The organism is Streptomyces sp. NPDC031474, assembly GCF_055581185.1.
Genome location: NZ_JBVIJX010000017.1, coordinates 177,333 through 202,333, shown reverse-complemented (window position 1 = coordinate 202,333; position 25,001 = coordinate 177,333). Strand labels below are relative to the sequence as shown.

Here is a 25,001-nt window from a genome sequence, read left to right as displayed (position 1 = left end):
AGCGGACCTTCTGCGGCCGCCCCGCTCACGCATGTCCGCGCAGAACACGATGTGTTTTCCCCGCCCAGCACACAGGGGTGTCCGCACTGCGCAGGTGAAGGGCACGACCCGAGGTCTCAGGAGGTGATCGGGTGCGGACTCCCCCCAAGCCGCAGGTCGGGTTGCGCCCGAAAGCGCGGCGGCCCTCGCTGAACACCTGGCAGTCGCGGGTGGCCCTGGTGCTGATCGAGTTGGTCCTCCTCGCGACGACGGTGCTGCTGGGCCGGTTCGGCCTCGCGGACTTCCTGCATGCCCTGAACTTCCCGGGTCGGTTGACCGGCGCGATTCTTCTCGCCGTCTCGCTCACCACGCTGGTGGGCGCCGCCGCCGTCATGGACCACTGGGTGCGGTACTGCTTCCCCTACTCCGGCTTCGTCGCGCTGGTCGGCGCGTTCACGGCCCTGGTGGCCAACGCCATGCTCCTGGTCACGATGTGGAGGGACGGCGACTCAGCCTTCTACAAGGCGGTGTTCGGCGTGCTCGCGGCCGGCTCCGCAGCGGCCGCCTACATGGTCTGGCGGACATCGGTCACCATCCCCACCCACAAGCGGGTGGCCGCCGCGGTCATCATTCCCTCGGTCATCGCAGTCGCCAATTACGGCTACCAGAATCTCTGGCAGCCGTACGAGCGCGAAACCAGCCCTGTCATCTCCCTGGCCATGGGAAAAGCGGTGCTCAGCAAAGACCGCAAAGACTTCGCCGTACCGGTCGACATCACCCTTGCGAACCGCGGGGACAGGAGTTTCTATGTGCTCGGCTCCGAATTCCATGCGATGGCGCAGAAAGTGACGCTCAGCTCCAAGGACCGGCTCCGCGAGAAGTGGCGAGACGATGCCGACCAGTGGACCAAACCCTCGGAACTGAACCCACTCTCCCGCAGGGAGATCCACCAGCCCGGCGAACTGGTGGAGGCAAAGCCTTGGCTGAACTATGGACGGTGGATCGAGTCGGGCGACACCTTCACCACGCGAGTGGTGGTCGAACTACCCCTCAACACGCCGTACGACCAGGTGACGTTCTATGCCACCGCGAGCCTGGCGCGCAAGGACCGGCTCGTGCTGCAGCCACCGCTCAACTACCTGACGAAATCCTGGGACAGGAAAAACATCCCCGGGTGGGTGAAGAAGCAACAGAAAAAGGACCCGAATACCGACTTCCTCGTCTACCGTGCCAGGGTGCGCGAGGACGACTCGATCGACGAGTACACGAGGGATCCGCGTTACGTCACTGTCTACTGGAAATTCGGCACGCACGGTGTATCAGTGCAGGTGTCCGTTGCGCGCTTGGGCGAGGAGGGCCACGTCCCCAATCAGACGGAACAACGCGAGACGTCGAGCCGGTACGGCCTCGTGGACCTGACCATGGGCCCCTACGTGCGGAACCTGTGGGACATCAAGAACCAACACTGAGCCGCTCCACCCAGGCCACCAGCGCGAGCGAACTGTTCAACCGGTCCCAGGAGTGCGCGTCTCCCATGCCGAGCTGTGCCTCCCGCACGGCCCGGCACAGCGTCTCGACGTCGAACATCTCCGTGACCAGCGGATGCCGGGCGGAGCGGCACAGGGCGATGAGTTCGTCGCCGTGTCTGCGCAGGCCGCGGGCGTAGAGGTCGTCGAAGGGGACCTTGAGGGCCCTGCCACGGATCGCGGCCGGGAGAAGGTCTGCCAGGGCCTCGCGGAGAACGGCCTTCGGGCGGCCCGGCCGCCACGTTGCCGCGGCGGGGAGGCGGCTCATCGTGGCGACGACCTCGGGGTCGAGGAACGGATGGGACAGGAAGAACCCGTCCTGTTCCGCGCGGTGCCAGGACAGCGGATCGGGAGCGGCGACGTAGTTGGCGGCGTCGTACAGCGATTGCTCCGGTCTGCGCCCGAACACGAAGCGGCTCTCCGCGATGCGGGCCTCCCTCAATCCGTAAGCCCGCGCGAAGCCGGGCCGCAGCCAGCGGGGGCGGACGAAGGTGCCGAGTCCGCCCAGCACCGTTCCGCCACGTGACAGTGCGGTGATCCGTTCGGCCGTGAGCGGGACGGTCGGCTGGACGACATAGGCCTGGACGACGCCCCGCAGGCCCCGCTCGCTCCCCTCGGCGAAGGCGCGTGCCTGCCGGGTCATCTGACGGAACCGGCCCGTGCGGGCGAGCCTGTGCAGGTGGAACGGGTTGGCGTCGGCGACCGGGTCGGCCCCGCAGCCCGTCAGGAGGGTGTCGCAGCCCAGTTGCGCAGCCTCGCCGTGCAGTCTGCTCCAGAACGGGGCGCGGAACGCATGCGCGTGAGGCTCGTCCGTGTCTCCCGCGTGGTGCAGGAAGTCGTCGAAGTCGGCCACGTCGTCGGCGTCGACGATGACGGGGCGGGCCGCGGGGGTGTGCCGGCGGATCGCCTCCAGCGCGAGGTCGAGGTACGGCCGCTCCGCGGCCAGCTCTCCGTGGGAGAAACGCCCGGCGAGCAGGACGAGCTCCCGGGGGCCGCCGGGGTCCGCGGCGAGCAGACGTGCGGCGAGCAGCGCGACACCGGTGGAGTCGGTGCCGCCCGAGACATGGCATGCCGTCGTCGTGCCCATACGGCGTTCTACGGCGTTCTCCAGCGCCAGCCGCAGCTCCCGCGCGGCCGCGTCGAGGCGGGCTTCACCGGCGGTCGACGCGGGCGCGTCGGTGGCGGGCCGGGCACGTCGCGGCGTACGACCGCGCAGCTGCCCGGTGAGGGAGAGCTCCACCACCTCGCCGCCGAGGACGCGGTGGACGCCGGTGAACGGGGTGAGGTCCGTGTGCGGCTGCGCCATGTTCCCGGTGAGGTACCGGCAGAAGTAGCGGGGTTCCAGCTCGCCGGCGCTGCCCATGCTGCGGGCCGAGGTACTCAGGGCGTTCACACGGCCCGCGGACTCCCTGAAGAACAGGGGGATGCGTGCCTGCTCGTCACGTGCCAGGAGGATGCGGTCGCGGCACACCACCACGGCCGCGTAGTCGCCGGCCGGTACAGGCGGTGCCGCTCCCTGCCGGTCGTAGAGGTCGAGGAGGCCGCGTGCGCCCGTCGCCCGGTCGCGGGCCGAGCCGGCCCAGCCGACGACGGTCGCGGTGCCGGCCGGTGAGGAGACCGTCGTCACGAGTCCCTGCCGTGCCATGGCGTCGGCGGTCCGGAGCCTTGGGACGCCGTCCACCCACTCGAGGAGGAGGGCGTCCATGTAATCGCGCCCCGCCGTCGATCGTGAGCACCGGATCGAAGGCGTGCCCTCGCGGATCGGCGTCCGGTATGCACAGACCGGCCGAGACCGTCCAGGCGTGCAGGGCGAAGGGGTGCTCGCGCACACCGACGTGGAGCACGGCATGCAGGCCTGATCGCCGCAGCAGGACGAATGCCGTCACCGCCTCGGACTTGCAGTCGCCGTCGACCAGCCAGCTGCCGCGGCTGCGTGACTGTACCGATCGTTTCAGCCGTCGGATCTCGTCCACCGGGGGGACGTCCGCTCGCGCGTATTCCGGGGCCGCCAAGAACAGCAGCCGCAGGACGCGCCCGAATCCCACGGTCCGGATCAGCAGGTGCACTCCGCGCAGCCAGGGCCCGACGCCGGCGTCTGCGTGCCGCTCCGGGCGGTCTCGGGCGCACCCGGCCCGCAGGAGAACGGTGGTGAGCTCCGCGCGTTCCTCAGGGGTTCCCTCGGCGAACTTGCGGACGTCCGCCGCCGTCATCCCGAGGAAGCGCGTCCTTTTCCAGTCCGCGATCAACGCCCCGTCGGACATCCCGGTGACACGGCAGTACGGTGACAGGATCTTTGCCATGGCAGCCAGGGCATCGATGTCCTCTGTCACCGCACTTCCTCCAGGAATCCGCTGTGACCGGCGTCAGGACATGTAACCGTGACCGTCGAACAATCCGCCGCTGTAGCCCCGGATCAGACGGCCGTCGCCGAGAAAGACCAGCCGATGCGGCTTACGACGCCGCAGCCATCGGAAAAACATCGCCCACCTCCAGATCAGGAACGGACGATTAACAATTATTTTACGCCGCCACGAATGGCCTGCAACCGGACGGCCGTCGGCGTCGGAAATGCGGTCATCAGACCCGCGAGAGACGCACCGACGACGATGGCGGCGCCCTGGCGCTCGTCCCGGTTCCCGGTACGGGGCTGAACCGTTGGGAGCTGCCGGGCGCTCAGTGTGAGAGCAGCGCGCCGAGGTCGATCTTCCCGCTCTGCACTCGCGCGTCGTGGGGCTCGTTGAGTCCGCCGTCGGTGATGTACAGCCGCTTCCCGCGCACCGCGGTGGCGGTGGGCGAGGCGAGGCCGTCCGAGGCGGTCAGCACGGTCCTGGTGGTGCCGTTCGGGTAGACGACCGCGATCTGGTTCCGTGTGTTCAGCGCGGCGAACACGACGTCGGAGCGGTCGCTGAGGAAGTTGAAGTCATCGATGCCAGTGAGGCCGCTGGTGACGGTGTGGACCCGGCCCGCAGCTCCGGTGGCGGTGACGGGGATCCGCAGCAGGGTGCCCTTGCTGAGGTTGGAGACCCATACGGCGCCGTTGTGGAAACGGAGTCCGTTCGCACCGTACGGCACGGGTGCGGACGCCTCGATCGCGAGGGCGGGGTCGACCAGCCACGCCGTCGCGGGACCGCCGGAGACCGGTACGGCCCAGACGGTGCCCATCCGGCTGTCGGCGACGTACAAGGTGCGCCCGGCCGGATCGATGGCCAGACCGTTGGGGACTCCGCCCACGGGCAATGCCGCGATGCGGTGCGGAGTACCGCCCGGCGGCAGCTTCCACACCCCGTTCCGGGAGGCGTCGGAGGACCACACGTTGTAGTAGACGATGCCGTCGTGGCCGCGCGTGTTGCCGGTGATCCCGTCGCCCTTCTGCCCGGTGACCAGCACCGTGCGGTGCCCGGACGGCACGATCCGCACCAGCGCCGGCCGTTCGCCCGCGGGCGCGCCCACCATCGAGACGGTCAGTGAATGGTCCGGGGCGACGGTGACGTTCTCGGGCACGTCGCCGGTGGCGAAGTCGAAGGCGGCCACGGTCTTCACATGCGTGACGGCGGGCCGCGCGTCCGCGTGCCCGGTCGCGGCGGACGCGTACGGTGCCGAGACGATGACGGCTGCCGTCGCGGAGATCGCCGCGAGCTTGAACGACTTCTTGATGGATATGTCTTTCGTGATCATTGCGCTCTTTCGTTCTTTGCGTCGGCGCCGGGGAGCCCCCGGTCGGGGATCGGGAAGCCGGCGTTCTCCAGGTTGAGCGAGTCCGGGTCGGGTCCGCCGCGCACGCCGGTGTCGAGGGCGTCGATCGCGGCCACCTCGTCGGGGGGCAGGGCGAAGTCGAAGACGTCGAAGTTCTCGGCGATGCGATGGGCCTTGACGGACTTGGGGATCGCGCAGAAGCCGTGGTCGAGATGCCGGCGCAGCACGACCTGCGCGGGTGTCTTCGCGTACTTGTCGGCCAGGGCGGTGATGACGGGGTCCAGGGGTGCACCTGGATCTGGTTCACCGCCGGAACGATGTCGGTGCGGGAGATGAGCTCGTCGAGCTGCTTGGGCGTCTGGTTCGATTCGCCGATCGCACGGACCCGCCCCTCGGCGAGGAGCTTCTCCGCCGCCTTGTACGCCGCGATCGTCCTCTCGAAGTCGGACGGCAGCGGCTGGTGCAGCAGCCACAGGTCGAGCTGCTCGATGCCCAGCTTGCGCAGACTCACGTCGAAGGCCCGCAGCGCGGAGTCGTAGCCGTAGTCGCCCTCGGGCGACCGCGTCGCCGGGTGCGGAGAGCGGGGCTGCTGGTGGTGGAAGTAGCGGCCGGTGGCGCCGCTCCCCGCCCGTCTTCGTGGGGACCCAGCCCGGGTCGACGGCGTTGGAGAGCACCTCGGGCCACTTCCTCGCGACGGCGAGCGTGAGAGCGGTGACGTGGAACTTCGACTCCGAGTACGCCTGGGAGCCCTGCCACGGCCGCGTCGCCCACTGCGGGAACGACGCTTCGTCAGGAACGGGCCGATGGAGGCTGGTGACCTACCGGTTGATGGTCTTCTGCTGCGCTGCGGTGTACCGCTCGCCCTTGATCTGCACCTGGGCAACGGCCTCTTCGATGCGCTTGAGGTCCTCGGCGGTCAGTTCCACGGTGTCGGCGCCGATGTTCTCTTCGAGGCGGTGCAGCTTCGTCGTGCCCGGGATCGGTGCGATCCACGGCTTCTGCGCCAGCAGCCACGCGATGGCGGTCTGAGCCCGGGTCGCCTGCTTGGCGTCCGCGATCTCACCCAGCAGCGCGATCAGTGCGAGGTTGGCCTCACGCGCCTCTTCCTCGAAGCGCGGCAGCACGTTACGGATGTCGTTGGCCTCGAACTTCGTGTCCTGACCGATCGCGCCGGTCAGGAAGCCCTTGCCGAGCGGGCTGAACGGCACGAAGCCGATGCCCAGTTCTTCCAGGGTCGGCAGGATGGTCTCCTCGGGCTCGCGCCACCACAGCGAGTACTCGCTCTGCAGGGCCGTGACCGGCTGGACCGCGTGGGCCCTGCGGATGACGTCCGGACCCGCTTCGGACAGGCCGAAGTGCTTGACCTTGCCTTCCTGGATGAGATCCCGGACCGTGCCCGCGACCTCTTCGATCGGCACGTCGGGGTCCACCCGGTGCTGGTAGAACAGATCGATGCGGTCGGTCCCCAGACGCTGCAGGGACTGCTCGGCGACCAGCCGGATCCGCTCGGGCCGACTGTCCAGCCCCGCTGCGGGGTTGCCGTCCTTGCACCCGAACTTGGTGGCGATGGAGACCTGGTCGCGCACCGGCGCCAGGGCCTCGCCCACCAGCCTTTCGTTCGCTTCCCCGTACGCCTCCGCGGTGTCGAAGAGCGTCACACCGCGCTCGGCGGCCGCACGGATCAGCTTGATGGCCTCACCCGTGTCCGCGGCCTGTCCGTAGCCGAAGGTCATTCCCATGCAGCCGAGCCCGATCGACGACACTTCGAGCCCGCTGTTTCCCAGTTCACGCTTCTTCATTTGGTTCTCCTTTCGAGTGGCCACGAGCGACGGCAACGCCCTGGCCGGTGTGGGTCCTGATGGTCGTGACCAGGCTGGTGTCGAAGGCACGCAGGGTCGCGTCGTGGCCGAAGTCGGAGAGCCGCAGCTTGGTGGTCACGAAGACCTCGCCACGGTCGACGCCGGAGGCGACGATGCCCTCGCCGTTCAGCGTGATCATCGTGCTCTTGCCGGTCATGGTGGTTCCTCGCATGAGCGGGGACGGACCGATACGAGGTTCGATACCGGTCGGCCCCAAAGCGGGGCACTGACCATGCAACCGGGAACGGACACGACGAGGGAGTCTCCGCTGTGAGGGGTAACAGCAGGGACCCCCAGCGGCATATGCGCAGGCCAAAGCCCCGCCCTTGCTGCCGGCGGCAGCCGGAGAAGGCGGGGCTGTGGAGGTCGGTTCAGTTCTCGGAGTCCGCCTCGGCGGCCCGCACATCCGCGGCCTCGGCCGTGGCGGACCAGCTCGCCAGCAGTTTCAGGGCGTCCTCGGCCGCGGAGCCGGGGGCCGCGTTGTACAGCGCCACGACCAGCCCCGAGCCGTCCGGCAGGTTCATCGATTCGAAGTCGAGCTCCAGCTCGCCGACGACCGGATGCCTGAAGCGTTTCGTCCCGTCATGGAAGACGTGTACGTCGTGGGCGCCCCACATCACACGGAAGGCGTCGCTGCGGGTCGACAGCTCACCGATCAGGTTCGACAACTCGCGGTCGTACGGGTTCTTGCCCACCTCGACCCGCAGCGCGCCCACAGCACCCCTGGCGATGCGTTCCCAGTCGACGAAGAACCGCCGGGCCGCGGGGCTGAGAAACGCGAACCGCAAGGTGTTCGCCCCGCAGACCGGATCGGCGTACATCTCCGAGAACAGTGCCCGACCGAGCGGATTGGCGACCAGCATGTCGAACCGGTGGTTCTTCACGAACGCCGGCATGCCCGGCATGCCGTCAACGATGCGCTGCACGCTGGGCCGCACAGCCGGCCGGACAGTCCGGCGCCGCACCCGGGCGGGCGTCGTGTTCGCCGCTCGGGCCAGGTCGTACAAGTGCGTGCGCTCCGTGTCGTCGAGCCGCAGAGCCTGGGCCAGCGCGTCCAGGACGCTGTCGGAGACACCGCTGAGATTGCCGCGCTCCAGACGCGTGTAGTACTCGACGCTGACGCCCGCGAGCGTCGCGACCTCGTTCCTACGGAGCCCAGCCACCCGGCGTTGGCCGTATACGGGCAGACCGGCCTGCTCGGGCGTGATCTTGTCACGGCGAGACTTCAGAAACGCACTGATTTCGGCGCGGTTGTCCATGAGGCCAGGGTAGGTTCGCCGCTCACGGGCTGAGAGACCCTGTCATTACCCCTCACAGCGGTAACCCCCACGCCAGCCCCTTCCAGTAGCGCGGAGTCGCAGATCACGAGGCGCTGTGTTGCTGTGAGGAGCTCGCCGGCGCGTCGGGGAGGAAGGAGATGGGTTCCACACGCCTTCGGTTGACCCGCAGGTCGAAGATGTCGAACCGGTTGTAGTAGCCGGCCACGTCGTGGAACTGCTTGGGTTCGATGCAGGCGTCGAGATCGATCTGCTGGACGAGCAGTCCCTCGTCGTCGCGGAGCACGTCGCTGATCACCTCGGCGAACGGGTCGATCACGAGCGAGACCCCACGGGCGGTTTCTTCGAGCACCCGCAACGCCTCCGCGCCGAGCTTTGCGAGCCCGCTACGGGTGGTGTCGTCGAGCACGGACGAGACGACGACGTTGAACGCCTTCGCCTCGAAGGAATGCGCGCCGGCGCGGACACGGATGGCGGCCTCGAGGTCGTACGGCTTCCCGCCCCCAGCGGGGTCACGGGTGGGCCACAGCGGTGGGTACGTGGAGACGTGGACCTGCTCGGCCTGCGCCATGAGCGTGTACCGGGCGAGGGGGTTGGTGTTCTCGCCGCAGATCAACATGCCGAGTCGGCCGACCTGTGTGTCGTCCACCGTGAGGCCGTGGCCGTCGCCGGGGGTCCAGACGAGCTTTTCGTAGAAGGTCGGGACGATCTTGCGGTGGTGGTTGACGATCGAGCCGTCCGGGCCGATGACGACGTTGGTGTTCCAGATGCTGCCGACGCTTGCGCGGCTGCGCTCGCTGATGCCCACCGAGACGGTGATGCCGTTCGTTCGTGCTGCCTGCCGGAGCGCCTGTATCTCGGGGCCGTCGATGTAGACCGAGGCAGTGACGTACGCCTTGAAGAGATCATGGTTGTGGATCGGGGCACGCAGAGCGGCCCAGACCGGGAATCCGGGGATGTAGGCCTCGGGGAACGCGACGAGCTCGGCGCCCGAGCGGGCGGCCTCCGCGATCGCGTCCACCGCCTTCGCCGTGGTCGCCGACGCGTCGAGGAAGACGGGCGCGAGGTGAGCCGCCGCGACTGTGCGGGGGGTTGACATGCCGTGTGTCCGTTTCTGCCGTTGATACAGGGAAGGCCGATGCGGTGCGGGTTCCGTCCGGCCTCGGCGGGCCCCGCTGAGATGTGTCGACATCCGCTCGGGGCGTGGATCGCGAACCGGGTCGCTCGGCATCGACGAGGAGTCATGAGCTGCGCTCGCCGTCGGTCGGGCCGCCTCCGCAGCTCGGGCGGCCACCGCCGACGATGCGGCGGCCTGCGAGGACGCATCGGATGCCCGGCCCGATCGAGCCGATCGGGCGGCGGAGGAGTTGATCGTCGGTGCCATTGCGACAACGGAGGCGCCCCCGACATGTCGGTGAGGAACGCGGAGATCATGTCGCGCAGGTCCGGGTGAGGGCACCCGCCCTGCACCAGACTCCCGCGAGGACGTGTCACAGACGCCGATGACGCCGATGACGCCGATGGTGTCGGAATCCATCGACATGGTGGAGCGCTCCTGGCTGAGCTGAGAAGCCGCTCTATCGACCCCTTGATGCAACAGTAGGAGGCCACATACGAGGTCGCGGCTCCGACGAGGTAACGTTCCGATAAGACCATGCTGTCGAGATTCGTCGACAGTATGGGGCAGGAGGTGTGATGCTGTGGCAACAGCTCGCCCAACTCGGGCTGGACCAGCGCGAGGCGCGGTTCTACGTCGCTGTGCTCTCCTTGGGGCGGACCACGGTCGCCAGGGCGGCTCATCATGCGCACGTGAGCCGCACGAGCGGCTATGACCTGGCGAAGCGGCTGGTGGATCGCGGATTCCTGGAGTCCGTGGAATTCGGCCAGGACGGCCGTCGTGAAGACCGCAGTCGCAGTGAACTCGTTGCGGCCGACCCGTCGAGGCTGTTCGAAGAAGTGGAGCGGCGGCGCGCCCTGCTCGACGATCTGGTGCCGCAGCTCCGGGCCATGCAGTCGACGGCTCGGACCAGGCCCAGAGTCCGTTACCTGGAGGGTGCCGGCGGGATCCGCGAGGCACTTTTCGAGACGCTCACCTGGACATCGCCGATTCGCGGCATCTTCTCGATGAAGGATCTGTTCGTTGTCCCTGGCGAAGATGCCCTCGCCGAGTACGTCGCAGCCAGGCGTGAACAGGGGCTCACCCTCCACGTCGTCCGCTCGGCGGAGCGGGATATCCCGCGACGCTGGCCGACGAGCACAACCGACCTGCGGGTCGTCCGCTACGCGCCGCAAAGCTATGTCTTCACCATGACGACGATCATCGGCGAGAACGCGGTGGCGGTGATGTCGTCCCGCCAGGAGGGCTTCGCCATGATGATCGACAGCAGGGAATACGCACACACCCAGGCGAGCCTGTTCGAAGTCCTCTGGAACGTGAGCGCCCCGTCACAGGAGGACTGAGGCGACGGCACTCATGGCCGCTTCTGCCCGACGAAGACGACGCGCTGGTGGACGCGGTTGCGACGCGAAGTGAGGGGCTGCGTCGCTCCCGAGAGCGTCGTCGCGCGGCACGCAAGGAGGTACTCGCCGACCGAGGTGGGCGTCCAACTGAGCGTGAACTTCTGCCAGGCGTGTCCAGTACGGGATGTGACATAGGCCGGTGCCCATGTCTGACCTCCGTCGATGCTCACGTCGACGGAGGCGACGGGCTCCGACGCCCAGGCCCAGCCCCAGATCTCGACGGGTGTGCCGACGTGGACCTCCCCGTCGAGAGGGGCGACGACGCACGAGTTGGGCGCCAGTTCCCATACCGGCGTGGCCTCGGACGAGCCGTCTGCGGGCGGGTCCATGTAGTACCTGGTCGTGAAGGCGCCGGTGCTGCGACGGTCCGACACCATGAGAGACGTGAGCCACTTGGTCGAGTTGGTGCCGTAGTAGCCGGGCACCACGAGGCGGACCGGCCCTCCGCGCCGCACGGGCAGCGCCACTCCGTTCACGGACAGGGCGACGAGGGTGGTTCCGTCGAGCGCCCTGGCCAGGGGGAGATCCTTTTCGTAGCGTGCGTGGTACGTGGAGTCGTACACGCCGTGGTCGAGGCCGGTGGAGATGACGTACGCCGCCCCTTCCTCCGTTCCGGCGAGGTCCAGCAGCTCGCTGAGCCGGACGCCGCCCCAGCGGACGTTCCCCATCCGGCGCTGGGGGATCGCCGGAGCAAGAGGACTGCCCGCGCACTCGTGCACCGAGGTGATCTCCGTCTGCGGCAGGGCCCTCAAATCGTCCAGGGACAGCGCTACTTGACGGGTGACGGCTCCGCCGATCGTGAGCGACCACGTGTCGTCGCCGACGTCGGGTATGCCCAGATGCCAGACGGAGAAGAGGTCGGCTTCCGGTGTGAGGAAGGACGTCATGTCCTGCGGCCGCAACCTCTGGTCGAGGCCGAAGCCCTTGTGGAGCATCGGTGCGTCGTGGGGGCGATCCGGGGCGTCGTCACGGGGGAAGGTGGGCATGGCGCGGGCGCTCGTTCCTACTTGGTTTCCCGGTCTTTCAAAGCAGCGTGTGCCGTGTGGCCAGGAGCTTGTCGGGCGGGCTCGCGTGGAGCGCGGCGGCGCGTCCCATGCGGGTGATCGCCTCGGTGAGGACGGACTGGGACGTGGCGAAGTTCAGGCGGACGTGCCCGGTCCCTCCGGTGCCGAAGATGTGGCCGGAGGACAGGGCCACCTTGGCGTGCTCGAAGAACAGCTGCGCGGGGCCGTCCTGGTCGGTGACGGCCGGGAGACCGGTGGTGTTTCCTTCCGCGTGGACACCGAGGGACCGGCAGTCGAGCCAGGCCAGGTGGGTGCCCTCCGGCCAGGCATATCCGACTCCGGGGAGGTGTTCGGCGATGAGCTCACCGAGAAAGGCCCGGTTCGTGTCGAGGCCTGCCAGCAGCGCGTCGAGCCACGCGTCGCCGTGGCGGTAGGCCGCCGTGTGGGCGATGACGCCCAGATAGCTGGCGCCGAGATGGACCTCCGTCGGCATTCGGCGCAGATCGGTGACTGCGTCTGGCCCCGCTATGGCGAGTGCTGCCTTGATGCCGGCGAGATTCCATCCTTTGGTCGCGGACATGAGTGAGAAGGCGTCCTCGGCTCCCGGCACACTCAGGTAGGGCGTGAACTGCGCGCCCGACATCACCAGCGGGGCGTGGATCTCGTCGGCGACGACACGGACTTCGTAACGGCGGGCCAACTCCGCCACGGCGGAGAGCTCCTCGAAGGTGTGAACCGTGCCGGTCGGGTTGTGAGGGTTGCTGAGGAGGTAGGCGATCCTGCCCTTGGCGTTCTGTTTCCGTGTGCTCCGGAACGTCTCCTCAAGGGTCTCCAGTCCGATCCGGAGATCCGGTCCGAGCGGAGCCTCGACGACCCGGCGGTCGTTGTGGGCGATGAAGGCGTAGAAGGGCGCGTACACGGGAGAGTTGACGACCACCGGGTCGCCGGGATGGGTGATCAACCGCAGTACCTGGACCGCCCCCATCATCACATCAGGGATCACCGCGGTGCGGTCGACGACGGCCCCGTCCCACTTCCAGCGCCGGGAGGCGAAGCCGGCCAGCGCCTCGGCGAACTCGGTCCCGAAGGGGTATCCGGTGTCACCGGAGTCGATGGCTCCTCGCAGCGCGTCGGCGATCACCGGCGCGAGCCGGACATCCATCTCCGCCACCCACAAGGGCAGAACGTCCGCCGGGAACGTACGCCACTTCATGCTCTTGCGTTGCCGGAGCTGCGTGAGCGAAAGCTCCTCAAGCGGGTTAGCGGGCGTCTCGATCGACAAGGGACCGCCCTCTCGCTCTCGACGCAGCGACGGTGCCGAGGTCGGCTGATCCATGAGAGACCTCCATGGCGTGACGAGGGGGTGTGAGCTCGGGGTTCGTGGACGCCTGTAAGCATCTCAACACACAATTGCAAGAACGTGACGATTCTGGCAAGGGGTACACGGTTTGTTGATATCGCGGGGCCTGTAGCTCGGCCTGGTTGCGGGATGTCCAGGTGCTCTTCGTCACTTCGTACACAACGGGGAGTTGACTCCAGAGGGGGACTGGCGCACTGTTTTCAACAGGGATTTGAAGTAGATGCCTGTTCCCGTCGAGGGGCAGAGGACGGTGGGACCTATGGAAGCGGCATCGCCCAGCTCGATGCTTCCGTCGGCCGCGGCCTTGGCGGGGATGGACGCGGAGTCGGTCAACCGCGTTCTCGAACTCCTCGTCGCACCACTTCAGGCGGCGGTGCTCCAGCCCACAGAAGTAGTGCTCCACGACCTGCGCCGCATTCCGCACACCGTCCGTGCGATCGCGGGCCACGTCACCGGTCGGCGCGTCGGAGACCCTCCCACGGACAAGCTGCTCGAACGCGTCGCAGCCGGCGACCTGCGTCACGAGATCGGCTACCGCTCCCAGCTTCCGGACGGACGCATCCTGCAGAGCACGACGATCGTCTACACGGATGACGAGGGCCGCCCCGCAGCGGCTCTCTGCCTGAACACCGACGTTTCCGCCTGGGTCGCACTCAGGTCCGTCATGGATCGCTTCGTGCTCGGACACGACGGAACATCCGTGCCGTCCATGCCGTCCCCGCCGTTGCCCGCCCAGGGACAGCCGGAGACAACCGCCGCCCGTCAAGGGGAGTCCTTCCCTCGCAGCGTTGAGGAACTCTGTGACCTGTTGGTCGAAGCAGCCGTGACCGAGGTGGGAATCCCGGTCGAGGAGATGCGGAAGGAGCACAAACTTCAGGTGGTCGCAGAACTGGAGCGGCGCGGATTCTTCCTGGTCAAGCAGGCTCCAGAAACTGCGGCCGCTGCACTCGGGGTCAGCCGCTTCACCATCTACAACTACCTGAACGAGTTGAGCGCACCTCCGGCCGAAGGAGATCCGGCTCCGTGACGGCCGGATGCTGCGCCGGACACCACCTGGGACCGTTAATCACTTTTGACGCACTGAAGGCGACGATGTCGAAGACCTACCGCTCTGCTTTCTCAGTGGCGGAGGGCGATGCGTCGGTGTACGGGTAGCTTCCCGCCGATACCCACTCCCTGATGATCGACCTGCTCTTGCCCGCACTACGACGCCTGAAGTGCTCTCGTAGTTTCTCTTTTGCCGCCGTAACAACCGTACTCATGGGCTCAAGGCCGGATTCGGCGAGCAGCACGTCATGCCCTCGGAATCCGTCCCACTTGAGATATGCGGTGAAGTCGAATCCCGGCGCCTGAATTCCTGACTTAATGTCGTGCAGTGCCATACCGGCCTCATCGCACAGATACAAGCCCGGTCGACCTGGCGACGCCATTCGATGACGACGAGTTGTGGCCGGTCCTTCAACGGAGACCGTGGTGCCGGTTTCTCTCTCGGCCGGAGCGGTGGTGATCTCGAAGCGGCGTAGGTTCTGACGCTCGGCGCGGATCCTCGTCTCGATCGCAGGGTCGTCCTCATACACCGTGCACCATTCGACGACATCACCGATACCGAATGCCGCGAACCGCCCCTTGCCCTGTTCTCCGTGAAGGCGCCGTCAGGCCGGCGCGCGGACTACGGACAAGGCGGGCCAGGTGATCTCCGTCCACCCGCACAGTCACGGAACGCCATCACCCCCCGCCACGTGAGCGGAGGCGAACACGGTCCACGGGGCAACTCTCGGCCGCAGACCAGGCTCTGGACAGTACACGCCCCAAAACGGGCGCTCACATCCTAAAATGAAGGGGTCTGGCCCCGGAGAGCCAGACCCCTTCTGACCTTTATGTTTGCCAGATCAGCGACGTGGTGGTTTGTCACCCGCTACACATTGAAGCGGAACTCCACCACGTCACCGTCCTGCATGACGTAATCCTTGCCCTCCATGCGGGCCTTGCCCTTCGCGCGGGCCTCGGCGACCGAGCCGGTCTCGACCAGGTCGGCAAAGGAGATGACCTCCGCCTTGATGAAGCCCTTCTGGAAGTCGGTGTGGATGACACCGGCGGCCTCGGGGGCGGTGGCGCCCTTCTTGATGGTCCAGGCGCGGGATTCCTTGGGGCCGGCCGTGAGGTACGTCTGCAGGCCGAGGGTGTTGAAGCCCACGCGCGCGAGGGTCGCGAGGCCGGGCTCCTCGGCGCCGACGGACTCCAGGAGCTCCATCGCGTCCTCCTCGTCCAGCTCGGCGAGGTCCGCCTCCAGCTTGGCGTTGAGGAAGATCGCCTCGGCGGGGGCGACCAGGGCGCTCTGCTCGGCCTTGAACGCCTCGTCGGTCAGCTCGTCCTCGTCGACGTTGAAGACGTAGAGGAAGGGCTTCGTCGTCAGCAGGTGCAGGTCGTGCAGGAGCTCCTCGTTGCCGGAGCCCTGGACGATGCCCTGCGAGAAGAGCGTGTCGCCCTTCTCCAGGATCTCCTTCGCCGCCTCGACGGCAGCGACCTTCGCCACGACGTCCTTCTTGATCCGCGACTCCTTCTGCAGGCGCGGCAGGACCTTCTCAATCGTCTGGAGGTCCGCGAGGATCAGCTCGGTGTTGATCGTCTCGATGTCGTCCTTGGGCGAGACCTTGCCGTCGACGTGGACGACGTTCTCGTCCTTGAAGGCGCGGATGACCTGGCAGATCGCGTCGGACTCACGGATGTTCGCGAGGAACTTGTTGCCCAGGCCCTCGCCCTCCGAGGCGCCCTTCACGATGCCCGCGATGTCGACGAAGTCGACGGTCGCCGGGAGGATCCGCTGCGAGGAGAAGATCTCGGCGAGCTTGGTGAGGCGCTCGTCGGGGACGCCGACGACGCCCACGTTGGGCTCGATCGTGGCGAACGGGTAGTTGGCCGCCAGCACGTCGTTCTTGGTCAGGGCGTTGAACAGGGTCGACTTGCCGACATTCGGCAGACCGACGATTCCGATCGTGAGCGACACGTTGCGACTTCCCGTAGTCAGAAGGGCCAGTGGGCCGGTTCCCGTGGTGAGAGGGCCGGGGGGCGGGCCAGGGGGCCGGCCGATGCCCCAGTTTACGGCGTGCGCGAGGCCGCCCCCGCGGGCCTGTCGAACGCGTGGCCAAGCTCCGCCCCACGGCGTGTCCGACACCTGATTCGGCACATAAACCGACCTAAGTTGGTCCAGTGGACCATCACAGGACACGCCCCCCGAACCGAGCTGTGCGACACGACCCGCCGCCGCCCCTTCCACCCCAGGCGGGCCGGGAAGGAAGCCGCAGAGCCCCACGCCCCGCGGACCCCACACGAACCGACCGGCCCGCACGAACCAACCGGCCCGACCCGGCCAACCGAGCCGCACGAACCGACCGGACCGACGTGGCCGACCGAGCCGCAGGAGCCGACCGGCCCGCACGGACCGACCGAGCCGCACGGACAGCACGGACCGATCGGACCGCAGGAACCGACCGGCCCGCACTGACCCGCCGGGCCTCGCTGGCCCGCCGGGCCTCGCTGGCCGGCCGGGCCTCGCTGACCGGCCGGACCGGCCTGGCCGGCTGCGGGGAGCGGGGGTCGGGGCGGCGGATGCGGAATCCCCGGCTCACCGGGCTGGGCGCGGGGCTGTTCGGTGGGGCGTCGATGGTCGTGGTGGGGTTGCTGGACCAGCTGCTGTTCGGGGCCTCACTGACGGTGTACGGCGTGCTGTTCCTGCCCGTGTGCCTGCTGACCGCCCTCTGGGTGCGCGCGGCCGACCTGCTGTCCGCGCCCGTGATCGCGCCCATCGCCTTCGCCCTGGGGCTCCTGCCCGTGGCCGGGGGCGGAAACGGGACCGAGGAGCGGCTGATGGGGCTGGTGACGGCCCTTGCCACCCAGGTCGGCTGGCTGTACGGCGGGACGCTCCTGACCGCCCTGACCATCCTGACCCGCGGACTGCGCCGAGCGGCGGCCCGCCGCCACCCCGCGAACCGCCGCTAGCCGACCGGCCGCAGGGCCTCCGGCCCGGTCACTTGGCCTGCGGGGCTCGGCCGCGGAGGCCCGGAGCTCCGCCGCAGAGCCCGGAGTTCGGTCACGCAGGTCCGAAGCTCGTCCGCAGAGGTCCGAGGCTCGTCCGCAGAGGTCCGGGGCTCGGCCTCAGGGCCTCCGGGGCTCGTCCGCGGAGGTCCGGAGCTCGGCCTCAGGGCCTCCGGAGCTCGTCCGCAGAGGTCCGAGGCTCGTCCGCGGAGGTCCGGAGCTCGGCCTCAGGGCCTCCGGAGCTCGTCCGCAGAGGTCCGAGGCTCGTCCGCAGAGGTCCGGGGCTCGGCCGCAGGGCCGACGGGGGCTCAGCCGCGGAGGCCCGGAGCTCGTCCGCGGAGGACCGGGACTCGTCCGCGGGGCCTCCGGAGCCCGGCCGCGGGGCCTCCGGGGCGGAGTCAGTTGCCCTTCGCCGCCCGCATCGCCGCTCCGACGATTCCCGCGTTGTTCTGCAGCTGCGCCGGGACGATCTCCGCCTTGATGCCCTCGATGAGGTGCAGGAACTTCTCCGACTTGCGGCTGACGCCGCCGCCGATGATGAACAGCTCGGGCGAGAAGAGCATTTCGACGTGGGCGAGGTACTTCGTGACGCGGCGGGCCCAGTGCTCCCAGGTCAGCTCGCCGTCCTCCTTGGCCTTGCTGGAGGCGCGCTTCTCGGCGTCGTGCCCGTGCAGCTCCAGGTGGCCGAGCTCGGTGTTGGGGACGAGCACGCCGTCGGCGAAGACGGCACTGCCGATGCCCGTGCCGAACGTCAAAAGGATCACCGTGCCGCTGCGGTCACGGCCCGCGCCGAACGCCATTTCGGCGACGCCCGCCGCGTCCGCGTCGTTGACCACCGTCACCGGCAGGCCGCCCAGCCGCCCGCTGAACAACGCGCGCGCGTCCGTGTCGATCCAGCTCTTGTCGACGTTGGCCGCCGTACGGATCGTGGAGCCGCCGGTGACCACCCCGGGGAAGGTCAGACCGACGGGGCCGGTCCAGCCGAAGTGCTCCACAACCTCCTTGACCCCGTCGGCCACGCCCTCGGGCGTCGCCGGATGCGGGGTGAGCACTTTCAGGCGCTCCTGAGCCAGGTCGCCCATGTCCAGGTCCACAGGGGCGCCCTTGATCCCGGATCCACCGATGTCCACGCCGAAGATCTGCATGGCCCTACGTTACGACGACCGACTGACAGTCACTCGGCCACGGGTCCCGAGGAGCCCTCGGCACCGCTGCCGCCGCGCTCCGCGACCAGCGCCGCCGCCTCCTCGCGCAGGTCCCTGCGGAGTTCCTTGGGCAGCGAGAACGTGATGTGCTCCTCGGCCGCCTTGACGAGTTCGACGTCCCCGTACCCGCGCTCGGCGAGCCAGCCCAGGACCTCCTCGACGAGGACCTCCGGGACGGAGGCGCCGGAGGTGACGCCCACCGTCGTCACACCCTCCAGCCAGGCCTCGTCGATCTCGCTCGCGAAGTCCACGAGGAAGGCCTCGCGGGAGCCGGCGAGCTTGGCGACCTCGACGAGCCGCTTGGAGTTGGAGGAGTTGCGCGAGCCGACCACGATGACCAGCTCGGCCTCCGCGCCCATCTGCTTCACCGCGAGCTGACGGTTCTGCGTGGCGTAGCAGATGTCGTCGCTGGGCGGCGAGACGAGCTGCGGGAACTTCTCCTTCAGGGCGTCGACGGTCTCCATGGTCTCGTCGACGGAGAGGGTGGTCTGGGAGAGCCACACGATCTTCGACGGGTCGCGGACCTCGACCTTGGCGACGTCCTCGGGGCCGTCGACGAGCTGGATGTGCTCGGGGGCCTCGCCGGAGGTGCCGATGACCTCCTCATGGCCCTCGTGCCCGATCAGGAGGATGTCGTAGTCCTCGCTGGCGAAGCGGACGGCTTCCTTGTGGACCTTGGTGACGAGCGGGCAGGTCGCGTCGATGGTGGCGAGGCGCCCGCGCGCTGCCTCTTCGTGGACGACGGGGGCGACGCCGTGCGCGGAGAACATGACGATGTTGCCCGGCGGAACCTCCTCGGTCCGCTCGACGAAGATGGCGCCCTTGTTCTCCAGGGTCTGCACGACGTACTTGTTGTGGACGATCTCGTGGCGGACGTAGACCGGGGCCCCGTACTGCTCCAGGGCCTTCTCGACGGCGATCACGGCACGGTCGACGCCCGCGCAGTAGCCCCGGGGAGCGGCGAGCAGGACACGGCGGCGGCCAGGCGAAGCAGTCATGCGTCCCATCGTAAGGCCGCCTCCCGGGGGTCGAAGATCCCCGAGGGGTGAAGGGTTGGCGTCCACTGCGTTGTCAGTCGTGGCCGTTACTCTCGGGCGCATGGCTGTGAACACGTCCGCGGACGCCCCGCTGCCCGTCGGTGAGGTGTCGCGGCTCATCGGGAGCTGGATCGAGCGGCTCGGCGCGGTGTGGGTCGAGGGGCAGATCACCCAGTTGTCGCGGCGCCCGGGTGCGGGCGTCGTGTTTTTGACGCTGCGGGATCCGTCGCACGACATCTCCGTGAGCGTGACCTGCTACCGGCAGGTCTTCGACGCGGTCGCGGACGTCGTCGGTGAGGGCGCGCGGGTCGTCGTCCACGCGAAGCCCGAGTGGTACGCGCCGCGGGGGCAGTTGTCGCTGCGGGCCGTGGAGATACGGCCGGTGGGGGTCGGGGAGCTGCTGGCGCGGCTGGAGCAGTTGAAGAAGTCGCTGGCAGCGGAGGGCCTCTTCGCCCCGGCGCGGAAGAAGCCGCTGCCCTTCCTGCCGCAGCTCGTCGGGCTGGTGTGCGGGCGGGCCTCCGCCGCCGAGCGGGACGTCCTGGAGAACGCCCGGCACCGCTGGCCCGCGGTCCGCTTCGAGGTGCGCAACGTCGCCGTCCAGGGTGTGCACGCGGTGACGCAGGTCGTCCAGGCCGTCAAGGAGCTCGACGCGCTCGACGACGTGGACGTGATCATCGTGGCGCGCGGGGGCGGCAGCGTCGAGGACCTGCTGCCCTTCTCGGACGAGCAGCTGGTGCGGACCGTCGCGGCCTGCCGCACGCCGGTCGTCTCGGCGATCGGGCACGAGCCGGACAACCCGCTCCTGGACCATGTGGCCGACCTGCGCGCCTCGACGCCGACCGACGCCGCGAAGAAGGTCGTACCGGATGTCGGCGAGGAACTGGAGCGGGTGCGGATGCTGCGCGGGCGGGCGCGGCGGTGCGCGGAGGCGTTCGTGGAGCGGGAGGAGCGCGGGCTGGCGCAGGCGCTCGCGCGGCCCGTCATACAGGATCCGCACCGGATGGTCGACGAGCGGGCCGACCAGGTCGCCTCGCTCGTGGACCGCACCCGGCGCACGCTCGGCCACCTCCTGGACCGCGCCGACTCCGAGCTGACGCACACCCACGCGCGCGTGGTGGGCCTGTCACCGGCCGCGACGCTGCGGCGGGGGTACGCGGTGCTGCAGAAGGCGGACGGGCACGTGGTCCGGGATCCGGGCGAGGTGGCGGCGGCCGAGGTGCTGCGCGCGCGGGTGGCCGAGGGCGAGTTCACCGTGAGCCGGGTCGACGGCCAGTGACCGACGGCCAGTAACCGACGGCCGGACAGCGGCAGCCGGGAAACTACGACTGGGAATGGGTGCATGACGAGCAGGACGGACGAGGCGCTCGGGTACGAGCAGGCCCGGGACGAGCTGATCGATGTCGTACGGCGTCTGGAGGCGGGGGGCACGACGCTGGAGGAGTCCCTCGCCCTCTGGGAGCGCGGCGAGGAGCTGGCCAAGGTGTGCCGGCGCTGGCTGGAGGGTGCGCGGGCGCGGCTCGACGCGGCGCTGGCCGAGGAGGAGGAGTCCCCGGACGAGAAGTGACCCGCCCGACCGGGCCGGCCGGCCTACGGGGCGGTGGATGTGAAGCGGATCACCTCACCCCGCCTTTTGTTGAACCTTGAACATCTCTGCCGTACCTTCGGAGACGTCAGCCGATCCGGACCACGGTCCGGTACTGGATCCGGACCGGATCCGGACGCCTCCCCAAGGAAGTTCACGCATGTCTCTCGTTCTTGACGCCGCCGCCCAGGACCTGCTGTTCCGCGAGGCCCGCACCGCGAACACCTTCACCGACGAGCCGGTGACCGACGAGCAGGTCCAGGCGATCTACGACCTCGTCAAGTACGGCCCGACGGCGTTCAACCAGAGCCCGCTGCGCATCACCCTGGTCCGCTCCGCCGAGGCCCGCGAGCGCCTGGTGAAGCACATGGCCGAGGGCAACCAGCCCAAGACCGCCGCCGCCCCGCTGGTCGCGATCCTCTCCGCGGACAACGAGTTCCACGAGGAGCTGCCGACCTTGCTCCCGCACTTCCCGCAGGCCAAGGACCTCTTCTTCAGCGAGCGCCCGGCCCGTGAGGGCGCCGCCTCGCTGAACGCCGCGCTGCAGGTCGCCTACTTCATCATCGGCGTCCGCGCCGCCGGTCTCGCCGCCGGCCCGATGACCGGCGTGGACTTCGCGGGCGTCCAGAAGGAGTTCCTGGACGACGACCACACCCCGCTGGTCGTCGTCAACATCGGCAAGCCGGGCGACGACGCCTGGTTCCCGCGTTCCCCGCGCCTGGCGTACGACGAGGTCGTCACCACCGTCTGAGACCGGTGACACACGGTCCAGTGACGCATGAAGAGGCCCCCGGCGCGCGCGGGGGCCTCTTCATGCGTCGGGGGCGCTCACGCCAGCTTCAGCGCCGCGGCCATCGTCGACAGCTGCTCGAAGGACCCCGTGCCGGCGACGACCGTCGTCGAGCCGCCGGCGTCCTGGAGGACTAGCGCGTCGTAGCGGCCGCCGGTGTAGCGGGTCCAGGCGCGGCCGCCGATCTGCTCGGTGACCTTGGTCGCGGTCGAGCCCTGGCTGGCCTCGTCGATGAACTGCGCGCGCTTCTGAGTGGACTGCTCGATCGTCACGTACTCCCCGTCGGGGGCGTGGAAACCGAGGTGCCAGGCGTCGAAGTCGGCGCCCTGGAAGCGCACCGAGGTCGCCTTCCAGGTGTCGGGCAGGCCCTCGGGCGCGGCCACCGGGTACGACGCCGCGCGACGCGCCGTGAGGAGTTCGACGCGGTAGTCGACCCGCTTGACGTCGGGAGCGCGGTCATCATGGGGAATGAAGAGGTATATGACCCACGCCGCGATCATGATCAGCCCCAGGGAAAGGATCATGTCCCGGGCCGTCTTCTGCTTGCCGTTCGAACCTGCCACGCCCTCTATCGTCGCAGGCGCCCGGCGCGCTCATCCGTGGGGTCCCCTGCTCATTTTGTCGGACTGACGATAGAGTCGAGGATCGAACCCTCATCCGGCCGTCGTCGTATCAGTCAGAAAGGTGCGCTCCGATGACCGAGCATCATCACTTGCCGTCCGAACTGGACGTCCCCTCCGAGGCCCCCGACCGCAACCTCGCCCTGGAACTCGTCCGGGTGACCGAAGCCGCCGCCATGGCCGCGGGTCGCTGGGTGGGGCGCGGCGACAAGAACGGCGCCGACGGCGCCGCGGTGCGCGCCATGCGGACCCTCGTCTCCACCGTGTCGATGAACGGCGTGGTCGTCATCGGCGAGGGCGAGAAGGACGAGGCCCCGATGCTCTTCAACGGCGAGCGCGTCGGTGACGGGACCGGGCCCGAGGTCGACATCGCGGTCGACCCGATCGACGGCACCACGCTGACGGCGAAGGGCATGCCGAACGCGATCGCCGTCCTCGCGGCCACCGAGCGCGGCGCGATGTTCGACCCGTCCGCCGTGTTCTACATGGACAAGCTCGTCACCGGCCCGGAGGCCGCCGAGTTCGTCGACATCAACGCGCCCGTCGAGGTCAACATCCGCCGGGTCGCCAAGGCCAAGCGGGCCACCCCGGAGGACGTCACCGTCGTCATCCTGGACCGGCCGCGGCACGAGGGCATCATCAAGGAGATCCGGGAGACCGGTGCGCGCATCAAGCTGATCTCCGACGGTGACGTCGCCGGCTCGATCCTGGCCCTGCGCGAGGGCACCGGCATCGACCTGCTGCTCGGCATCGGCGGCACCCCCGAGGGCATCATCTCGGCCTGCGCGGTCAAGTGCCTGGGCGGTGTCATCCAGGGCAAGCTGTGGCCCAAGGACGACGAGGAGCGTGCGCGGGCGATCGACGCCGGGCACGATCTCGACCGGGTGCTGACCACCGAGGATCTGGTTACGGGGGAGAACGTGTTCTTCGTCGCCACCGGGATCACCGACGGGGAGCTGCTGCGGGGGGTTCGGTACCGGTCGGAGACCGCGACCACGGACTCGATCGTGATGCGGTCGAAGTCCGGGACGGTGCGGCGGATCGACTCCGAGCACCGGCTGAGCAAGCTGCGCGCCTACAGCGCCGTGGACTTCGATCGGGCCAAGTGACCCCGCGCCACTGAAAAACCGAAAGCCGACAGCAAAGAAGCAGGGCGCCCCCGGTGCGGAGGGGGCGCCCCTCGCTTCTCCAGGGGCTCTAGCCTGCCTGCGCTATGCGGCCCGCCGCTCGGGCCGCCTTCTTCAGTTCCACGTCGCGGCGGCGGCGTCGGGCGAGGACCACGCGGCGTTCGGCGGCGGTGAGGCCGCCCCAGACGCCGTAGGGCTCGGGTTGCAGGAGGGCGTGTTCGCGACACTCCACCATGACGGGGCAGCGCGCACAGACCCGCTTCGCGGCTTCCTCGCGGGAGAGCCGGGCGGCTGTGGGCTCCTTGGAGGGGGCGAAGAACAGGCCCGCCTCGTCGCGTCGGCACACCGCCTCGGTATGCCAGGGAGCGTCTTGGTCCCTGTCGCGCGCTGGTTCCCGCTGGGCCGGGGCAGCGGCGACCTGCAGGGACGAATGCGGCGGTTGCAGCACGGGTCTACTCCTGACGACGGCTTCGCGAGCGAGAGACGATGCAGCAAGGCCTACCCGCTGTGCGCGCGCCTATGCACAGGGTTCACGACCGCCGGATCCGCCGCTGTCGGGGATGGCGCGTTCACGACCGTCAACGGTCCAGGTGTTTGCGCAAACTCTTGTCGACCTTGTGCTGAACCCGATCGAGAATGTCCGCGACGAGCTTGCCCCGCTTCGGTCGGCCTTCGATGTTGCCCAGCACCGCCCACCCGTCGACGTAGACCACGGGCGCGTCGGACTGGGGCGAATCGAGCGCGTCCACCTCGAAGTTGCCGAGCACCGCGCCGCCGGTGCCGCGCAGCGAGACGTTCTCCGGGACGCGGACCTCGATGTTGCCGAAGACCGAGATCGCCTTGATCACGACCTGCTGGTACTCGAAGAGCGCCTCGGTGAGGTCGATCTCGACGGTGCCGAAGACGGCGTACGCGTGGATACGGCGGCCCGCGCGCCAACGGCCCCTGCGGACGGCGCTGCTGAAGACCGCGACCACGTTGTCGTCGGGGTCGGCGGGTATCGCGCCGGCGGTGGGCCGGCTGGGGGCGGAGGCGGGGGCCGCGCGGCGCTCGTGCGCGGCGGGCAGGTCCCGGACGAACGCCTCCAGTTCGCCGACCGTCTTGGCGGCCAGTACGCCCTCGACGCGCTCGGCGTGCTCGTCGGCGGTCAGCCGGCCCTCCGCGAGGGCCTCGCGGAGCATGTCGGCGATACGGTCACGGTCGGCGTCGGAGGCGCGCAACTCGGCGGCCGGCGTGGGTGCGGCGGTCTGCTTCTGAAGGTCCACGACAGCAGGGTACCCACACACGATAGATCGCGATACCCCTGTCGACCCCCGAGAGGGGCATCGGACCGGCGCCGAACTGAGCCTTACCTCACAGGCTCGGCGTCAGCGGCAGGTTCTACGCTGGT

General features: G+C 68.9%; 24 protein-coding genes and 2 pseudogenes. 8 read left to right on the top strand and 18 right to left on the bottom strand.

Annotation, left to right across the window (positions count from 1 at the left end; genetic code table 11):
• Positions 1 to 131: 131 nt before the first annotated feature.
• On the top strand, positions 132 to 1,448 hold the full coding sequence (locus ACZ5SK_RS33775) for a hypothetical protein (RefSeq protein WP_361701305.1): 1,317 nt from the start codon (positions 132 to 134) through the stop codon (positions 1,446 to 1,448).
• Here ACZ5SK_RS33775 and ACZ5SK_RS33770 read toward each other — a convergent pair.
• From ACZ5SK_RS33770 to ACZ5SK_RS33730, 9 genes and pseudogenes are all read right to left on the bottom strand, one after another.
• Positions 1,432 to 3,210 (bottom strand): asparagine synthase-related protein, encoded by a 1,779-nt coding sequence (locus ACZ5SK_RS33770; RefSeq protein ID WP_468156808.1) that lies wholly within the window; start codon positions 3,208 to 3,210, stop codon positions 1,432 to 1,434. The two genes, ACZ5SK_RS33775 and ACZ5SK_RS33770, sit on opposite strands and share 17 nt — an antisense overlap.
• Before the next feature lie 79 nt (positions 3,211 to 3,289).
• Positions 3,290 to 3,715: pseudogene (locus tag ACZ5SK_RS33765) on the bottom strand (lasso peptide biosynthesis B2 protein); the annotation flags it as partial.
• Between the two features lie 463 nt (positions 3,716 to 4,178).
• Positions 4,179 to 5,180, bottom strand: coding sequence for a hypothetical protein (locus tag ACZ5SK_RS33760; RefSeq protein ID WP_468576815.1), 1,002 nt, complete (start codon positions 5,178 to 5,180; stop codon positions 4,179 to 4,181).
• Positions 5,177 to 5,425 (bottom strand): hypothetical protein, encoded by a 249-nt coding sequence (locus ACZ5SK_RS33755; RefSeq protein WP_468576814.1) that lies wholly within the window; start codon positions 5,423 to 5,425, stop codon positions 5,177 to 5,179. Before ACZ5SK_RS33755 ends, ACZ5SK_RS33760 begins: the two co-directional genes overlap by 4 nt.
• 66 nt (positions 5,426 to 5,491) lie before the next feature.
• Positions 5,492 to 6,081 (bottom strand): annotated as a pseudogene (locus ACZ5SK_RS33750) (aldo/keto reductase); the annotation flags it as partial.
• Positions 6,017 to 6,997, bottom strand: a complete 981-nt coding sequence (locus ACZ5SK_RS33745) for an aldo/keto reductase (RefSeq protein WP_468576812.1) — start codon at positions 6,995 to 6,997, stop codon at positions 6,017 to 6,019. The gene ACZ5SK_RS33745 and the pseudogene ACZ5SK_RS33750, both read right to left, overlap by 65 nt.
• A complete protein-coding gene (locus ACZ5SK_RS33740) occupies positions 6,984 to 7,214 on the bottom strand; it encodes a hypothetical protein (RefSeq protein ID WP_468576810.1) in 231 nt (76 codons plus the stop codon). Before ACZ5SK_RS33740 ends, ACZ5SK_RS33745 begins: the two co-directional genes overlap by 14 nt.
• Before the next feature lie 214 nt (positions 7,215 to 7,428).
• Positions 7,429 to 8,316, bottom strand: coding sequence for a helix-turn-helix transcriptional regulator (locus tag ACZ5SK_RS33735; RefSeq protein ID WP_334577484.1), 888 nt, complete (start codon positions 8,314 to 8,316; stop codon positions 7,429 to 7,431).
• 103 nt (positions 8,317 to 8,419) lie between these two features.
• On the bottom strand, positions 8,420 to 9,433 hold the full coding sequence (locus ACZ5SK_RS33730) for a carbon-nitrogen hydrolase family protein (protein ID WP_334577485.1): 1,014 nt from the start codon (positions 9,431 to 9,433) through the stop codon (positions 8,420 to 8,422).
• A gap of 596 nt (positions 9,434 to 10,029) precedes the next feature.
• Here ACZ5SK_RS33730 and ACZ5SK_RS33725 point away from each other — a divergent pair.
• Positions 10,030 to 10,794, top strand: a complete 765-nt coding sequence (locus ACZ5SK_RS33725; RefSeq protein ID WP_361701299.1) for a TrmB family transcriptional regulator — start codon at positions 10,030 to 10,032, stop codon at positions 10,792 to 10,794.
• An 11-nt stretch (positions 10,795 to 10,805) separates the two neighbouring features.
• Here the strand turns inward: ACZ5SK_RS33725 and ACZ5SK_RS33720 are convergent, their stop codons facing one another.
• Together ACZ5SK_RS33720 and ACZ5SK_RS33715 are read right to left on the bottom strand one after the other, a co-directional pair.
• A complete protein-coding gene (locus ACZ5SK_RS33720) occupies positions 10,806 to 11,840 on the bottom strand; it encodes a molybdopterin-dependent oxidoreductase (RefSeq protein WP_361701297.1) in 1,035 nt (344 codons plus the stop codon).
• A 37-nt stretch (positions 11,841 to 11,877) separates the two neighbouring features.
• On the bottom strand, positions 11,878 to 13,071 hold the full coding sequence (locus tag ACZ5SK_RS33715; protein WP_334577488.1) for a MalY/PatB family protein: 1,194 nt from the start codon (positions 13,069 to 13,071) through the stop codon (positions 11,878 to 11,880).
• 406 nt (positions 13,072 to 13,477) lie between these two features.
• Between ACZ5SK_RS33715 and ACZ5SK_RS33710 the strand changes: the two genes are divergently transcribed.
• Positions 13,478 to 14,245, top strand: a complete 768-nt coding sequence (locus ACZ5SK_RS33710; protein ID WP_457495403.1) for a helix-turn-helix transcriptional regulator — start codon at positions 13,478 to 13,480, stop codon at positions 14,243 to 14,245.
• 76 nt (positions 14,246 to 14,321) lie between these two features.
• On the opposite strand, the gene ACZ5SK_RS33705 is transcribed toward ACZ5SK_RS33710, so the two are convergent.
• Positions 14,322 to 14,795: a hypothetical protein gene (locus ACZ5SK_RS33705; protein WP_468576806.1), complete on the bottom strand. Its 474-nt coding sequence runs from the start codon at positions 14,793 to 14,795 to the stop codon at positions 14,322 to 14,324.
• A 338-nt stretch (positions 14,796 to 15,133) separates the two neighbouring features.
• The gene (ychF, locus tag ACZ5SK_RS33700) at positions 15,134 to 16,222 is read right to left on the bottom strand and encodes a redox-regulated ATPase YchF (protein ID WP_468576805.1); all 1,089 of its coding nucleotides are present in this window, start codon (positions 16,220 to 16,222) and stop codon (positions 15,134 to 15,136) included.
• Positions 16,223 to 16,617: 395 nt separating this feature from the next.
• Here ychF and ACZ5SK_RS33695 point away from each other — a divergent pair, with 395 nt between their 5' ends.
• Positions 16,618 to 17,214 (top strand): DUF6542 domain-containing protein, encoded by a 597-nt coding sequence (locus ACZ5SK_RS33695; protein WP_468576803.1) that lies wholly within the window; start codon positions 16,618 to 16,620, stop codon positions 17,212 to 17,214.
• 434 nt (positions 17,215 to 17,648) lie between these two features.
• Here the strand turns inward: ACZ5SK_RS33695 and ppgK are convergent, their stop codons facing one another.
• Both ppgK and ACZ5SK_RS33685 read right to left on the bottom strand, forming a co-directional pair.
• Positions 17,649 to 18,395 (bottom strand): polyphosphate--glucose phosphotransferase, encoded by a 747-nt coding sequence (gene ppgK / locus ACZ5SK_RS33690; RefSeq protein WP_334577493.1) that lies wholly within the window; start codon positions 18,393 to 18,395, stop codon positions 17,649 to 17,651.
• Positions 18,396 to 18,424: 29 nt separating this feature from the next.
• Positions 18,425 to 19,453 (bottom strand): 4-hydroxy-3-methylbut-2-enyl diphosphate reductase, encoded by a 1,029-nt coding sequence (locus ACZ5SK_RS33685; protein ID WP_334577494.1) that lies wholly within the window; start codon positions 19,451 to 19,453, stop codon positions 18,425 to 18,427.
• Between the two features lie 100 nt (positions 19,454 to 19,553).
• Here ACZ5SK_RS33685 and xseA point away from each other — a divergent pair, with 100 nt between their 5' ends.
• The 3 genes from xseA (at position 19,554) to ACZ5SK_RS33670 (ending at position 21,825) form a co-directional block, all read left to right on the top strand.
• Positions 19,554 to 20,768 carry an exodeoxyribonuclease VII large subunit gene (gene xseA, locus ACZ5SK_RS33680; RefSeq protein WP_334577495.1) on the top strand — a complete coding sequence of 405 codons (1,215 nt, stop codon included), beginning with the start codon at positions 19,554 to 19,556 and terminating at the stop codon, positions 20,766 to 20,768.
• 63 nt (positions 20,769 to 20,831) lie between these two features.
• Entirely contained in the window at positions 20,832 to 21,056 is a 225-nt protein-coding gene (locus ACZ5SK_RS33675) for an exodeoxyribonuclease VII small subunit (protein ID WP_079659988.1), read from the top strand.
• A gap of 178 nt (positions 21,057 to 21,234) precedes the next feature.
• Positions 21,235 to 21,825, top strand: a complete 591-nt coding sequence (locus tag ACZ5SK_RS33670) for a malonic semialdehyde reductase (RefSeq protein ID WP_334577496.1) — start codon at positions 21,235 to 21,237, stop codon at positions 21,823 to 21,825.
• Between the two features lie 77 nt (positions 21,826 to 21,902).
• Here ACZ5SK_RS33670 and ACZ5SK_RS33665 read toward each other — a convergent pair whose 3' ends face one another.
• Positions 21,903 to 22,427: a DUF4245 domain-containing protein gene (locus tag ACZ5SK_RS33665; protein WP_334577497.1), complete on the bottom strand. Its 525-nt coding sequence runs from the start codon at positions 22,425 to 22,427 to the stop codon at positions 21,903 to 21,905.
• Positions 22,428 to 22,558: 131 nt separating this feature from the next.
• Between ACZ5SK_RS33665 and glpX the strand changes: the two genes are divergently transcribed.
• Entirely contained in the window at positions 22,559 to 23,593 is a 1,035-nt protein-coding gene (gene glpX / locus ACZ5SK_RS33660; RefSeq protein ID WP_079659991.1) for a class II fructose-bisphosphatase, read from the top strand.
• Positions 23,594 to 23,681: 88 nt separating this feature from the next.
• Here glpX and ACZ5SK_RS33655 read toward each other — a convergent pair whose 3' ends face one another.
• Both ACZ5SK_RS33655 and ACZ5SK_RS33650 read right to left on the bottom strand, forming a co-directional pair.
• A complete protein-coding gene (locus ACZ5SK_RS33655; RefSeq protein ID WP_334577498.1) occupies positions 23,682 to 24,059 on the bottom strand; it encodes a WhiB family transcriptional regulator in 378 nt (125 codons plus the stop codon).
• A gap of 130 nt (positions 24,060 to 24,189) precedes the next feature.
• Positions 24,190 to 24,876 carry a DUF1707 SHOCT-like domain-containing protein gene (locus ACZ5SK_RS33650; RefSeq protein ID WP_079659993.1) on the bottom strand — a complete coding sequence of 229 codons (687 nt, stop codon included), beginning with the start codon at positions 24,874 to 24,876 and terminating at the stop codon, positions 24,190 to 24,192.
• Positions 24,877 to 25,001 lie beyond the last annotated feature (125 nt).

What these genes read in the sequence shown, in the direction of transcription:
- ppgK (WP_334577493.1), bottom strand. Translation starts at nt 18,395, where the DNA reads ATGCAGATCTTCGGCGTGGACATCGGTGGATCCGGGATCAAGGGCGCC.
- ACZ5SK_RS33710 (WP_457495403.1), top strand. Translation starts at nt 13,478, where the DNA reads ATGGAAGCGGCATCGCCCAGCTCGATGCTTCCGTCGGCCGCGGCCTTG.
- ACZ5SK_RS33685 (WP_334577494.1), bottom strand. Translation starts at nt 19,453, where the DNA reads ATGACTGCTTCGCCTGGCCGCCGCCGTGTCCTGCTCGCCGCTCCCCGG.
- ACZ5SK_RS33740 (WP_468576810.1), bottom strand. Translation starts at nt 7,214, where the DNA reads ATGACCGGCAAGAGCACGATGATCACGCTGAACGGCGAGGGCATCGTC.
- ACZ5SK_RS33715 (WP_334577488.1), bottom strand. Translation starts at nt 13,071, where the DNA reads ATGAAGTGGCGTACGTTCCCGGCGGACGTTCTGCCCTTGTGGGTGGCG.
- ACZ5SK_RS33730 (WP_334577485.1), bottom strand. Translation starts at nt 9,433, where the DNA reads ATGTCAACCCCCCGCACAGTCGCGGCGGCTCACCTCGCGCCCGTCTTC.
- ACZ5SK_RS33770 (WP_468156808.1), bottom strand. Translation starts at nt 3,210, where the DNA reads ATGGACGCCCTCCTCCTCGAGTGGGTGGACGGCGTCCCAAGGCTCCGG.
- xseA (WP_334577495.1), top strand. Translation starts at nt 19,554, where the DNA reads ATGGCTGTGAACACGTCCGCGGACGCCCCGCTGCCCGTCGGTGAGGTG.
- ACZ5SK_RS33720 (WP_361701297.1), bottom strand. Translation starts at nt 11,840, where the DNA reads ATGCCCACCTTCCCCCGTGACGACGCCCCGGATCGCCCCCACGACGCA.
- ACZ5SK_RS33745 (WP_468576812.1), bottom strand. Translation starts at nt 6,997, where the DNA reads ATGAAGAAGCGTGAACTGGGAAACAGCGGGCTCGAAGTGTCGTCGATC.
- ACZ5SK_RS33725 (WP_361701299.1), top strand. Translation starts at nt 10,030, where the DNA reads ATGCTGTGGCAACAGCTCGCCCAACTCGGGCTGGACCAGCGCGAGGCG.
- ACZ5SK_RS33735 (WP_334577484.1), bottom strand. Translation starts at nt 8,316, where the DNA reads ATGGACAACCGCGCCGAAATCAGTGCGTTTCTGAAGTCTCGCCGTGAC.
- ACZ5SK_RS33670 (WP_334577496.1), top strand. Translation starts at nt 21,235, where the DNA reads ATGTCTCTCGTTCTTGACGCCGCCGCCCAGGACCTGCTGTTCCGCGAG.
- ACZ5SK_RS33760 (WP_468576815.1), bottom strand. Translation starts at nt 5,180, where the DNA reads ATGATCACGAAAGACATATCCATCAAGAAGTCGTTCAAGCTCGCGGCG.
- ACZ5SK_RS33675 (WP_079659988.1), top strand. Translation starts at nt 20,832, where the DNA reads ATGACGAGCAGGACGGACGAGGCGCTCGGGTACGAGCAGGCCCGGGAC.
- glpX (WP_079659991.1), top strand. Translation starts at nt 22,559, where the DNA reads ATGACCGAGCATCATCACTTGCCGTCCGAACTGGACGTCCCCTCCGAG.